Here is a 13,334-nt window from a genome sequence, read left to right on the forward strand (position 1 = left end):
TTAGGCGACATTTTAGCGCAAATTTAGTCGTATATTTGGATAATGAAAAGCGGGTTCCAACATACTATGGCCTTGTTTCTGCTGTTTTACAGCCTCTCGGGTTTCTCCCAACAGTACTTCAAGTTGCTGGAGAAATCGGTTAAGCCGTATGAGCAAAAAATTGCCCGCTTTTCCAATGGAGACCTGTTGATCTGTGGCTCCCCGGTTCGGGGTGAAACTGCCAACCGCAATGGCGGCATCAACATCCTGCGGCTTGATCCCTGTGGCAATACGGTTTGGAGCAAAAACTTCGAATGGAAGCAAAATTTCATGACGTTCAAGGACGTCAAGATCAACTCAAACAATGAGGTTTTCATCTATGGCTCGGCTTATGAAAGTGGTAGTGAATACATTTTCATCCTGAAACTTGGCCCCAAAGGCAACGAATTGGCCTACCGCATGATGCACATGGGGACTGTGGACAACTTCACCTACAACATCCAGGTTTTGCCCAATGGCAACCTCATGGCCTTTGGCCTTGTTCTGGATTTCAGCACCGCCAAACGTGGTTTTTTGTGCATTTTTGATCCAAGTTTGACCATCCAGTGGGGAAAGGTATTTGCTCCTTTTGAATCAACTGGCGAAGCCATTTTGACCCGAGATGGTGGTTTTCTTTGCCGTTCCGGGATTTATACCTTCCGGTTTAACGCAACGGGAGATCTATTGTGGGCCACCACTTTTGATTCCAGGGAAAGTGCGGGTGGGTATTATCCGGTGGGTGGCCCGGTTGAGGTGGAAGGCGGTTATATTTTTGAAGCGCTCAAAGATGACCGCGCATTTTTTTACAAAATCAATCCAAATGGGGAGATTGTCTGGAACAGTCCCGATTTCAAAACCACCGGTCGCTCCGCCGACCTGCAAGTGCTGGATAATGGCAATTTGTTTGCGGTATACAATCATCCAGGAGCCAATGAAAATTACCCCAGTCAGTTGACGCTGAGTCAAAATGGCCAAATCAGCCGCCAGCGGCGCTTGCTGATTGCGCAGTCACTCCAAACAGATGGTATTTATCAAAGCCTGGCTAGCAAAGGCCGGGTTAGCATCATTGGAAGCCAGGATTTAAGGGAGGCTTCAGCAGATCGCTACGCCGGATTTGTGCTACAAGCCGCCATCGACTCCAGTCAAGGTACCTGTTTCCGTTGGGAAGATTTCGGTTCGACATCAGCACATACCTACCCAATCACCGTTGCGCCACAAACAGTGAGTTTTTTTCCTTTCAATCCGCGCTACCTCGAAGCCAAAATTGACAATGCGCCCTGGAAATTCTCCTTTGCGCAGAGTTGTGATCTCACCCAAAATCGCATCGTTCACATCGACAGCACCTTAAGCTGTGGTTTAGACTGGAGTATCGAGTTGCCCAATGCCGATTTCATCTGGGAGGATGGCACCCCTTCTTCCAGCCGAACCCTCAGCAAGCCAGGCATTTATCGCGCATCCGATTACAATTGTATAGCTCCCACCATCTTGGAGTATGAAGTAAAGCGCGAGCCTTGCGCCTGTTTGGTCTATCTGCCGAATGCGTTTAGTCCCAACGACGATGGCCTCAACGATCAGCTGGGCTTGTTCAGCAATTGCCCCCTGCAAAATGTGGAGATGAGTGTGTACAGCCGTTGGGGCGATCGCCTGTTTTCGGCTAGCGGGGCGGATGTGCAATGGGATGGACGGGCTCGCCAAAATCCTGCTGATCCAGGGGTGTACATGGTCGCTATTAGATATCAAGTACTGGATGAAAGTGGCAACATCCAAGAAGGAACTTTGACGCAGAAGGTGCAATTGTTGCGGAATTAATCCAGATTTTTTTAATCTTGTCCCTACATTTTACCCAAACCATAAACCAGTTTATCATGTTCCATTCCCTGTTTGCGCGTAGCATTTCAGCATTCCTCTCCCTGGGCTTTTTGAGCCTGTTTTTTGTTCCGCATCATACAGTTCCTTCCCCTGCCAAACCTAAAAAAATAGCCACTGTCGCCTACTACATGGGCAATGGCCAAAACCTGGACAAATACAAATGGGAGCAGGTCACCCACGTCATTTACAGTTTTTGCCACCTGCGTGGCCAGCGCCTCGCTGTAGACAATGCCAAAGACAGCATCGCTATTCGCAACCTCGTTGCCCTCAAAAAAAAGCACAAACAACTCAAAGTGATGCTTTCGCTCGGTGGTTGGGGCGGTTGCGCGCCTTGCTCGGGCGTTTTTGCCAAAGCTGAAGGTCGCCAGGAATTTGCCCGCTCTGTCAAAGACCTCATGCGAGAATACGGGGCCGACGGCATCGACCTGGATTGGGAATATCCGGGCATTGAGGGTTATCCCGGGCACGCCTTTATGCCCGAAGACAAGGCCCATTTCACCGCCCTGGTGCAGGAATTGCGGCAGGTTTTGGGTAAAAAAGCGGTCCTGAGTTTTGCTGCCGGGGGCTTTGCCAGTTTTATTGAAAAATCCATCGAGTGGGACAAAGTGATGCCCCTGGTCAATTATGTGAATTTGATGAGTTACGATCTGGTGAGTGGGTTTAGCACCGTTACCGGACACCATACCCCGCTGTTTTCCAATGAAAAGCAAAAAGCCTCGGGTGCGGATGGGGTGCAGCAATTGCTAAAAATTGGGGTACCTGCGGAAAAGATCATTTTAGGTGCAGCTTTTTATGCCCGCAGTTGGGTGGAGGTTGAAAACGTCAATCGGGGTTTGTACCAGTCGGGCAAGTTCAAATCCTTTGTGCCTTACCACCGCATTTCCAGCACTTTTACAGCGGAAGAGGGTTTTGTGTTTTACCGCGATTCAATCTCTCAGGCGCCTTGGGCCTACAGTCCGCAGCGCAAGGAATTTGCTACTTTTGACGACTACAGTTCGGTGAAACTCAAAACGCAGTACGTGATGAAGCAAAAGCTGGGCGGCATCATGTTTTGGCAATTGACCGATGATAGGCCGGGTACAGGTTTGTTGCAGGCGATTTGGGAGGCACAGCAGTAGTTTTTATAAACCTAATCGTAACTATTTAGCAGCCGCCTGAGGCGGGATTTTTCACCACAAAGACACCAAGACACAAAGACAGGAAGAAACAACATTTTAGCGCTTAATGTCTTTGTGCCTTAGTGTCTTCGTGGTATAAAATAAAAAACCGCCGCAGGCGGCTGCTAAATAGTTACACCTAATCAACTAAACTTTTACTAACGATCCATAAATCAGGTATGAAAAAAACAATCACACTGCTTTGCCTCCTCGTTGGGGCCTTGTCCCTTTTTGCCCAAAACCTAAGCCAACAAACCCAAGCCTTCGACAGCTACGCCGAAAAAGCCATGCAAAGTTGGCAAATGCCCGGCATGGCCGTAGCCGTGGTAAAAGACGGACAAATCCTTTTCAAAAAAGCCTACGGCGTCCGGCAGCTTGGCACCACGAATATGGTAAACACCCAAACCCAATTCGCCTGCGCCTCCACCACCAAAGCCATGACCGCCGTGTGTATGGCCATACTCATCGATGAAGGCAAAGCCACCTGGGATGACCCAGTCAGCAAACACCTGCCCGAATTCCTGCTCTACGATCCTTACGTGACCCGCGACCTCAAAATCCGCGACCTGTTCACCCACAACAGCGGCGTAGGCAATGCCGATTTTTTGTGGAGCATCATGGATGTGTCGGGCGATGAAGTGCTGCGCAAAATGCAGCAGGTGGTGCCCAGTTACCCGCTGCGGGCCAGTTTCATCTACCAGAATATTTTTTACCTGGCGGCAGGTAAAGTGATTGAAAAACTCAGTGGACAAAAATGGGAGGCATTCATCCAGGCCCGAATTTTCAAGCCGCTGGGCATGAACAACACCTACCCAACCCTGAAAAGCACACCCACCAGCAATTTGTCCAAACCCCATTTCCGGGTCAATGGCGCCATCAAAGTAATTGAAGCCACTAGCGCTGACCAGATTGGCCCGGCTGGCAGTGTCCACTCCTGCATCGACGACATGAGCAAGTGGATGATCTGTATGCTGGACAGCAGCAAATACGCCGGGGGCCGCCTTATAGAACCCGATACCTGGGTGGAGTTGTTTCGCCCGCAGGTGCTGGTTCCGGCTGGGCAATTTTACCCCACTATGCAATTGATAAAACCCAACTGGACGACTTATGGCCTGGGTTGGTTCCAACACGATTACAAGGGCAAAAAAATCAATTACCATACCGGGAGTCTGGCGGGTGAAATTGCCATGCACGCCCAATTGCCTGAAGCGAAACTGGGTATTTACATTTTTGGGAATTTTGACCACACCGAAGTGCGCCACGCCTTGGTTTACAAAGCTTTCGACCTCTTTTCTCTAGGAGGCAATCGCGATTGGAATGCGGAGTTTTTGACCCTCTACAAAGGAATTCAAGATCAAGCGGACAAGGAAGAGGCTGCCTTCAAGGCCAAACAAACGCTCAATACTCAACCTAGCAAACCATTGGCGGACTACGTAGGGAAATACACTCATCCCCTTTACGGCGAAGCAGTGGTGGCTCTAGAGGGCAACAAACTGCTGATTACCCTCAATCAATTTGTCAGCGCCAAACTAAACCACTGGCATTATGATACCTTCCGTGGGCCTTACACCCAGGATTGGTATGGAACTGCTATGGGCACATTCAGCTTGAATGTAGAGGGCAAGGTGGAGAAGTTGACTTATGAGGGGATGGAGTTTACTCGGTCAGACTTGTGATAATTTACTTACCCAATAACTAAAAGGCGTATGCACGATCTGAAACCCCTCCCCGAAAGTAGAGACGCACGGCCGTGCGTCTCTACAATCCGAGGTTAAGCAACGAAACAGTGCTTTGCTCGACCTCCTCGAAAGTCCAAAACTTTCGAGGAGGGGCTCTAGATTTGTGTACAAATTCTTGATTTTCAATTTACCTCAAGTCTATTTAATCAAACTGCACCCATGCAAACATTTCCCGTATCCAGCTCCATCCTCAATGGGGAGGCGCTAGGTGTTTTTTTGTGTAAAAAATACAATTTGAGTCCAGGTAGTACCTGTCAATTGATCAAAGCTGGGATCAATCATACTTACTTCGTAAAGGATCAAAGCCGCAAATGGATTTTTCGGGTGTACAGCTTGAATTGGCGATCTCGTCTGGAAATCCTTGAGGAAATCCGTTTGCTGACCGCCCTCCGCGATGCTCAAATCCCCATTTCCCATCCAATACCCGATGCCGAAGGGGAATACATCCAAACCTTGCACGCTCCTGAGGGGGAAAGATTTGGGGTACTTTTTTCCTATGCAGAGGGGGAAAAACTGCACAACTTTTCAGTCGAAACCCATTATGCTATTGGGGCCATCATGGCTCGCCTGCATCAGGTGACGCAGAATTTTAAGCTGGAACGGATTAGCTACAATGCCGAGGTTTTATTGGTCAATTCCACAGCCAAGTTCCTGCCCTTTTTACCCGCTGACTGCGCCGAAACAGACTTCATAAAAAGCACCCAAAAATACCTGCTCGATTACCTGGCCAATATTCAAGAGGAAGAATTGCGTACCGGAGCCGTTCACCTGGACATCTGGTTTGACAACCTGAACATCAGCAAAACGGGCGAAGTCACCATTTTTGACTTTGATTTTTGTGGTAATGGTTGCTTGTGTCTGGATGTAGCTTATTATGTTTTGCAAGTGCACAGTGTGGAAAGAGACAAGCCCGAATGTTTGCCCAAAGTGCAAAGTTTTATTCAGGGTTACGAATCCGTTACCCCACTCAGTGCTGAAGAAAAACGGGTGCTACCTATGCTGGGCGTTTGCCTTTATTTTTTCTATTTGGGCATTCAAAGTCAACGTTTTGAAAACTGGTCCAACAGTTTTTTTAACGAAGCCTACCTCAAACGTTTCATCAATGTCCTGGTAAAGAGTTATTTTGAGCGTTATAGTACGAACAAACAAAATTCATTAGCCATCTAATTCCTTTGGGATGAAAAAGTTTATCCTTTACTGCCTGCTCCTTGGAGCTGCCCAATTTGTTTTTGCTCAAAAAACCATCATCAACGTCGACCTCAACAAAGAGATTGGGGAGATGCATCCTTTTTGGGCCTGGTTTGGGGCCGACGAACCCAACTATGCCTACATGCGCGACGGGAAAAAACTCCTCAGTGAACTCAGCGCGATGAGCCCGGTGCCCGTTTATTTTCGCGCACACAACCTGCTCACTTCTGGTCACGATACCATGAACCTCAAGTGGGGTTCTACCAACGTCTATACCGAAGATGCCAATGGCAAGCCCATTTACGATTTTACCATCCTCGACAAAATTTTCGACACCTACCTCCAAAGGGGCATCAAACCGATGGCGCAATTCAGCTTCATGCCCGAAGCCCTGTCAACCAATCCCCAGCCCTACGAGCACCACTGGCAGCCCGGCATGCCTTACGATAAAGTGTACACGGGTTGGGCTTACCCACCTAAAGACTACAAAAAATGGGCCGACCTGGTCTACACCTGGGTGAAACACGCGGTGGAACGTTATGGTAAAGCCGAGGTAGAAAGCTGGTACTGGGAACTCTGGAACGAACCCAACATTGGCTATTGGAAAGGCACGGTGGAAGAATACTGCAAGTTGTACGACTACACCGCTGATGCAGCCAAAAGAGCTTTACCGACCATCCGCATGGGTGGCCCAGAAACAACCGGGCCGAGCTGGAACAAGGCGGCTGATTTTTTAAAAACCTTCCTCACCCATTGTGTTTCCGGTAAAAATTATGCGACTGGAAAAATTGGGGCTCCCCTTGATTTCATCACCTTCCACGCCAAAGGTGCGCCCAAAATAGTGGATGGGCACGTACAAATGAACATGGGCACCCAACTGCGCGACATTTCCGAAGGTTTCCGCATTGTGGCCTCCTACCCTACCCTCAAAAGTTTACCCATCATCATTGGCGAGTCGGACCCCGAGGGTTGCGCGGCTTGTGGCATGAAAACCAATCCTTCAAATGCCTACCGCAACGGCACTATGTATTCCAGCTACACCGCCGCTTCTTTTGCCCGCAAATACGCACTGGCAGATCATTTCAAGGTGAATTTGAGAGGGGCAGTGAGTTGGTCTTTTGAGTTTGAAAACCAGCCTTATTTCTATGGTTTCCGCGATTTGGCCACCAATGGCATCGACAAACCGGTGCTGAACGTCTTCCGCATGTTCGCCCTGATGAAAGGCAAACGGGTAGAAGTAAAAGGCAACCAAAACTATAGCTATACCGCCATTCGGGATTCCAGTGTACGTGGCCCCAAAGCCGATATCGATGGGATTGCCAGTAAAGACCTGCGCTCAGTTGCGGTGATGCTCTGGCATTACCACGATGATGATGTAAAAACAGGCAGTGCCAGCATCGAGCTCAACCTGAAGGGTTTTACTGCCAAAACCCTCAACCTGCACCATTACCGCATCGACGATGAAAACAGCAATTCCTATGAGGTGTGGAAAAAAATGGGCTCACCGGAAAATCCGACTGCGGAGCAAATTGCCATTTTGGAAAAGGCTGGACAATTGACGCTGTTGAGTTCGCCCGCTTATGTAAAAACCAACAATGGAGCATTAAAGATGGAGATTGAATTGCCAAGGCAGGGCGTTTCGCTGTTAAAATTTGACTGGTAAACTGTTGTTGCTATCCCGGATTTGGTCGTTGATCTCCTATTCATTTGGGCTGATCAAAAAACCTTACTTTAGGCATAGTTCAACTTAAAATCAGGTCTATGAGAACTTTATTGTTGTTATTGATAGGTAGCCTTGGCTTATTAAATGCTCAGGATTCCCACAAAGACGATACCGCCATTGAACTCCAGGCAAGCACACCTTGTGATGAGGCGATGAAGACTATGCTTCAAATCAAGGAAAGTGGGGTCATTGATTTTATCCGTTGGAATTTGGTCCTGACACCCAATAATTCCTTTGAATTGAACATCAAATATGGTGAAAGTAAGCCCAATACAATGGGCTTTGTGATAGAATACCACCAGGAAATCAAAGGAACTTTCAGCACACAAAAAAGCTCAGTGCCCAAAGGGGATATCTACCAGTTGAGTACTGGCAATTCCGGCCTTCGACTTTCTCTACTCAAACTCAATGAAAACCTCTTTCATTTACTCGGCCCCGATCAACAACTGATGGTGGGCAATGGTGGCTGGAGTTATTCGTTGAACCGCAAAAATCCGACTCGTCAAAAAGCAGCATTTCCTACTTTGGCCACGGCTACCCTGACCAAAGCAACGCCTTACGTGGCAGTTTTTGATGGAAGAACGCCTTGTACTGAATTGGCCAATGAATACGCCATTCCGGTAAGCGATGAGTGCATCAAATTGAAATGGCGATTCACCTTGTATCGCGATTCCGTGACCTTGAAACCGACGACTTATACGGCGATCAGAATCTTCCGCCGGGCTCAGCCGATCACGGGTACCTGGTCAATCGAACAAAAAGGGGAAACGGTGATTTATCACCTTAATCCAGACGACAAAAAGGATGAGGCCTTGCAATTTTTGGTGGGAGATGACAATGTGCTGTTCTTTTTGGATAAACAGCAGCGAATGATGGTGGGGGATGAGAATTTTAGTTTTGCGTTGAATCGGAAGATGAAGTGAGGGGTAGTTGAGAAGTTGAGAGGTTGAGGAGTTGAGGCTACCGCAGCGACTTGTATAAGAACTTTGTCTAAATCGCTGCGGTAGCCTCAACTTCTCAACTCCTAAACTTCTCAACTTTTTCCTTACTTCGTCGCCTCCACAATCGTAATAAACTCCTCCGCCTTTAAGGAAGCGCCGCCTACCAGGCCGCCGTCCACGTCGGGTTGAGCAAAAAGTACGGCTGCATTGCCACCATTTACACTACCCCCATAAAGGATGGTTGTAGCATTGGCAGCTGCAGCACCATATTTGCTGGCCAGCAGGGCACGAATGGCTGCATGCATGTCCTGAGCCTGTTCTGGAGAAGCGGTACGTCCGGTTCCAATGGCCCAAATGGGTTCGTAGGCTATCACTACCTTGGCAAAATCTTCGGCACTCAGGTGGAACAAACCCGCTTTGATTTGTGCTTCTACGTGGGCGATATGGGTGCCCGCATCACGAATGTCCAGGCTTTCACCGCAGCAAAAGATGGGTAACAAACCACCTGCGAGTACTTTATCTACTTTTTTGGCCAGCAGTTCATCGGACTCCGCAAAGTATTCGCGGCGCTCAGAGTGGCCCAAAATGACGTAGCCCACTCCAACTGATTTCAGCATTTCCACTGAAATTTCCCCAGTGTAGGCACCCTTGTCCTCCTGGTGGCAGTTTTGGGCACTAGTGTACAAATTGCTGACACCATTGATCAGGTCCTGGACCATGGCCAAGTGAATAAAAGGGGTACAAAGCACCACCTTCGTATCGGAAGGTTTCAGGCGTGCTACAATTTCGGTTGCCAGCTCACGGCCTTCGCCGTAAGTTTTGTTCATCTTCCAGTTGCCAGCAACGATTTGTTGACGTGTTTTCATGTTATCCGGGTTGTTGGGGCAGCCCTATGTGGCTGCCTTTGTTGGGGCGGCCCTATGTGACTACCCTTGACTAAATTTATTTTGATGGGAAACCCTTATGGGTGCCATTTTGTGGGCGCCCACAAAGGGGCGCCACTACAACGTTTTTTCGGTTTTACGTTTTTCCTTACCCATTTCCGCATACTTCACATTGGCTTCGATGCGGTGGCCGGGGCGCGACCATTTGATTTCTTCGGCAACTGCCACCTCTTCTTCTTTGATTTCAGGCACAAAACCATCGGCAAAGGGGCGTTTGGGCAATAAACCCAGGGCATTGAACATGTCCATGTCCTCGTAAGCATCTGGATTTGGGGTAGTGAGCAGTTTTTCGCCAGCAAAAATAGAGCCTGCGCCAGCCATAAAGCAAAGTGCCTGCCCTTCCTGGCTCATTTCGGTACGACCAGCCGACAAACGCACTGTAGTTTGCGGCATCACAATCCGGGTGGTAGCCACCATTCTAATGATGTCCCACATCGGGATCGGTTCGATGTCTTCCATCGGGGTGCCTTCAACTGCAACCAGGGCATTGACGGGTACTGACTCGGGAATGGGGTTAAGCTGTGACAGCGTCAACAGCATCTTGCAGCGGTCTTCAACCGATTCCCCCATGCCAATGATGCCACCTGAGCAAACTGAGAGGTTGGCCTTGCGCACATTGGAAAGGGTTTTGAGGCGATCGTCATAGCTGCGGGTAGAAATGATGTCGTCGTAATATTCTTCGGAAGTATCGAGGTTGTGGTTGTAGGCGTACAGGCCTGCATTGGCGAGGCGTTTGGCCTGGTGCTCGTTGAGCATACCCAGGGTACAACATACTTCCATGTCCAGGCCACGAACGGTTTTGACCAATTCAATGACATGGTCAAAATCGGCATCGTCCTTAACCGAACGCCAGGCTGCGCCCATACACAAGCGGGAAGCACCAATCGCCTGGGCCTGAAGGGCTGCGGAACGAACGGAATCAACCGTCATCATGGGTTCATTTCCAACGCCAGTATGGTAGCGGGCAGCCTGCGGGCAATAGCCACAATCTTCGGGGCAGCCACCCGTTTTTACCGAAACCAAAGTGCTGATCTGCACTTCGCGTGGATTGTGGTGTTGGCGGTGCACAGTAGCCGCCTGAAAAACCAGTTCCAACAAAGGAGTATGATAAACTTCCAGGATCTCTTCTAAAGTCCAGTGCTTTTGTGTTTCAGCCATGTTTGAGTTTTTATTGATAAAACTTTACCAACTATTTATTCCCTTTACGCAGCAAAATGCTGACCGAATTCCCACCAAAACCCTGGGCATTGACCAATATGGTTTCGGGTGCCGGGATTTCCGTGGTAGCGGCGGCAAGATAGGGAATTCCAATAAATTGACCGTGGATTAACATCAACAAGGCAAATTCCAAACTCAGGCCGCCCGACGCGCCCAAGGTATGACCCAATTTCCATTTGTTGTTGGTCACTGCGGGCATATCGTGGCCAAATACCGCCTGAATGGCGTGCATTTCGGTAGCATCCCCTTGTTTGGTGCCGGGAGCGTGAGTGACTACCACATCCACTTTGGGGCAACCGGCCTCTTCCCAGGCCATGCGCATGGCGCGTTGCAGGCCGTCCGCATTTTTGGTGACATTGGTTGGAGTACCGCCCCATTCGGTGGTAAAGCCAATGCCTTCAATCCAGGCGATGGCCGCTGCGGGGTCTTTTTCCATACAAAAACAGGCTGCGCCTTCGCCCAAGGCCATGGTGTTCGCCGTTTTTTCCAGATCCAGAGAACGCACCGGATAATCGTAATCATCCACTCCGGCCATGATGCGCAAGGCTTTCATTTGGGCGATGGTGAATGGAGTTAAAGGTGCTTCGGTACCACCAGCCAGATAACGTTGTACCCGGCCACTTTCCAGCCAGGTCATTCCACTCAGGATGCCATGCAGGGCGGTGCTACAGGTAACCGAGTGTTCGGCCACCATATCTCCGCTGCGCAAGTGATAACCCACCCAAGAGGAGAGGTTGCCTAAAGTGGTCAATGGGGACGTCATCGGAGAAAGGCCACCTTCGATGCCACCTTCCCATTGCTGGTGGTAATGCTCCCATGTGTTGGTTGCGCCACGCGAGGAACCAATTTGAATGCCCAAACCAGGGCCAGCCTGCCAACCCGCTCGGGCAACTGCTTGTTGCGCCGCAGTAATGGCCAACAGTACCGATCGATCCACCTGAAAATAGTGTTTATCGCTGGCACACAATTTAATGATTCTGGACTCTGCTGCAACAGGCAGGCGGCCCATCCAGTGCCCATAAGCGTCTTGTACCAGGTAATGCCGTGCTGTTTGTAGATAGCTGCTCCAGGGATCAAAACCCAAAGCGGAAATACTGCCCCAGCCGGTTATGCCGATTTTGCTCACCATTTATGATTTCGGATTACAGATTTCGGATTTCGGAGGTTTTTCAGATTCAGGCATTTCCGAAATCCGAAATCCCCATTCCGAAATCAAGGGCTTTTTCTATCGCAGCATACACCTGATCCAGTTGGACATCGGTGATGCAATAAGGCGGCAGAACGTACACCACATTTCCCAAAGGCCGCAAAATTAAGCCATGCTGAAGGAAAAATCGGTACAAATGGTCTCTTAAATTATTAAAATAACCGCTGTTGCTTTCGGTCTTAAATTCGATGGCGAGAATGGTACCGGTTTGGCGGATGTTGAGTACCTGTTGGTGGTCTTTTATTTTTGCCAAAAAAGCAGCCTGGCGTTGCACCAAACGCTGGATGTTTTGCTGGGTTTCTTCCGACAGTAAAATATCCAAACTCGCCAGGGCCACGGCGCAGCCGAGTGGGTTACCGGTAAAAGAATGGCCGTGGTAGAGGGCTTTCATTTTGTCGTCGGAATAAAAAGCCTGGTAAATTGCTTCGGTACAGGTGGTCAGTGCCATGGGCAACATGCCGCCCGTCAGGCCTTTGGAGAGGGCGATGATGTCTGGTTTTTCGGTACAGTGCAGGGTGGCAAACAGTTTGCCCGTCCGGCCAAATCCGGTCATCACTTCGTCCGCCACGCACAGCGCACCGTATTTTTTGCACAAGGCCATCAATTGATCCAACACCTCCGGGGAGTACATCAACATCCCACCTGCCCCCAAAACCAGGGGCTCGAATATAAAAGCGGCTACGTCGCCTTTTTGCAAATGGGCTTCCAGGGCTTGCAGACAGGCCGCCTCCTGACCGGGGACGGGCGTAGGAATACGTTCGACCATGTACAAAAAATCCTGAAAGGCATCATAAAAAGACAAATCGCCTCCCACCGACATGGTCCCAAAGGTATCTCCATGGTAGGCCAAATCAAAAGCGATGACTTTTTTGCGGGTGATGCCTTGATTGTAAAAGTATTGAATCGCCATTTTGATGCCGACTTCTACGGCAGTGGACCCATTGTCGGAGAAAAAAACCTTGCTTTGTCCTTCCGGCAGCAGGGGCAACAATCGTTCGGCCAGCTCAATCGCGCTTGGGTGGGTGAAGCCCGCAAAGATGACGTGTTCGAGTTTGTGGGCTTGCTCGGCCAGTTTTTCGGCCATGTAAGGATGGGCGTGGCCGTGGATATTGGTCCACCAGGAGGCTACGGCATCGATATAGACCTTGCCCGTTTCATCGTACAGTTCGGCGCCTTTACCCGCCACAATGGCGATGGGGGCGTCGGCGGTTTTCATTTGGGTGTAGGGGTGCCAGATGTGGGCACGGTCGCGGGTGATCCAGTTGGGTTGGGTTGACATGGTACAACAGTTTGGGTTAGACCCATGCGGGTTCTTTTAAAGACAGCAAAA

At 49.5% G+C, this 13,334-nt stretch carries 10 protein-coding genes; 6 read left to right on the forward strand and 4 right to left on the reverse strand.

The window, feature by feature from the left end:
- The first annotated feature begins 66 nt into the window (after nucleotides 1-66).
- From ACO08K_RS03940 to ACO08K_RS03965, 6 genes are all read left to right on the forward strand, one after another.
- Complete coding sequence (locus ACO08K_RS03940; RefSeq protein WP_421795096.1) at nucleotides 67-1,827, forward strand: gliding motility-associated C-terminal domain-containing protein; 1,761 nt, start codon at nucleotides 67-69, stop codon at nucleotides 1,825-1,827.
- Nucleotides 1,828-1,883: 56 nt separating this feature from the next.
- A complete protein-coding gene (locus tag ACO08K_RS03945; protein WP_421795097.1) occupies nucleotides 1,884-3,005 on the forward strand; it encodes a glycoside hydrolase family 18 protein in 1,122 nt (373 codons plus the stop codon).
- 218 nt (nucleotides 3,006-3,223) lie between these two features.
- Nucleotides 3,224-4,720 (forward strand): serine hydrolase, encoded by a 1,497-nt coding sequence (locus ACO08K_RS03950; protein ID WP_421795098.1) that lies wholly within the window; start codon nucleotides 3,224-3,226, stop codon nucleotides 4,718-4,720.
- 222 nt (nucleotides 4,721-4,942) lie between these two features.
- Nucleotides 4,943-5,950 carry a phosphotransferase enzyme family protein gene (locus ACO08K_RS03955; protein WP_421795099.1) on the forward strand — a complete coding sequence of 336 codons (1,008 nt, stop codon included), beginning with the start codon at nucleotides 4,943-4,945 and terminating at the stop codon, nucleotides 5,948-5,950.
- A gap of 10 nt (nucleotides 5,951-5,960) precedes the next feature.
- Nucleotides 5,961-7,634, forward strand: coding sequence for a GH39 family glycosyl hydrolase (locus tag ACO08K_RS03960; RefSeq protein ID WP_421795100.1), 1,674 nt, complete (start codon nucleotides 5,961-5,963; stop codon nucleotides 7,632-7,634).
- Between the two features lie 98 nt (nucleotides 7,635-7,732).
- The gene (locus ACO08K_RS03965) at nucleotides 7,733-8,617 is read left to right on the forward strand and encodes a hypothetical protein (protein WP_421795101.1); all 885 of its coding nucleotides are present in this window, start codon (nucleotides 7,733-7,735) and stop codon (nucleotides 8,615-8,617) included.
- Nucleotides 8,618-8,739: 122 nt separating this feature from the next.
- On the opposite strand, the gene tpiA is transcribed toward ACO08K_RS03965, so the two are convergent.
- From tpiA to bioA, 4 genes are all read right to left on the reverse strand, one after another.
- Nucleotides 8,740-9,501: a triose-phosphate isomerase gene (tpiA, locus tag ACO08K_RS03970; RefSeq protein ID WP_421795102.1), complete on the reverse strand. Its 762-nt coding sequence runs from the start codon at nucleotides 9,499-9,501 to the stop codon at nucleotides 8,740-8,742.
- A gap of 135 nt (nucleotides 9,502-9,636) precedes the next feature.
- Nucleotides 9,637-10,737: a biotin synthase BioB gene (gene bioB, locus ACO08K_RS03975; protein WP_421795103.1), complete on the reverse strand. Its 1,101-nt coding sequence runs from the start codon at nucleotides 10,735-10,737 to the stop codon at nucleotides 9,637-9,639.
- 31 nt (nucleotides 10,738-10,768) lie between these two features.
- Complete coding sequence (locus ACO08K_RS03980) at nucleotides 10,769-11,926, reverse strand: beta-ketoacyl synthase N-terminal-like domain-containing protein (protein WP_421795104.1); 1,158 nt, start codon at nucleotides 11,924-11,926, stop codon at nucleotides 10,769-10,771.
- A gap of 46 nt (nucleotides 11,927-11,972) precedes the next feature.
- Nucleotides 11,973-13,283 (reverse strand): adenosylmethionine--8-amino-7-oxononanoate transaminase, encoded by a 1,311-nt coding sequence (gene bioA, locus ACO08K_RS03985; protein ID WP_421795105.1) that lies wholly within the window; start codon nucleotides 13,281-13,283, stop codon nucleotides 11,973-11,975.
- Nucleotides 13,284-13,334: the final 51 nt, after the last annotated feature.

Origin of the sequence: Haliscomenobacter sp., from assembly GCF_965225875.1 — a bacterium.
Classification (GTDB): Bacteria; Bacteroidota; Bacteroidia; order Chitinophagales; family Saprospiraceae; genus Haliscomenobacter.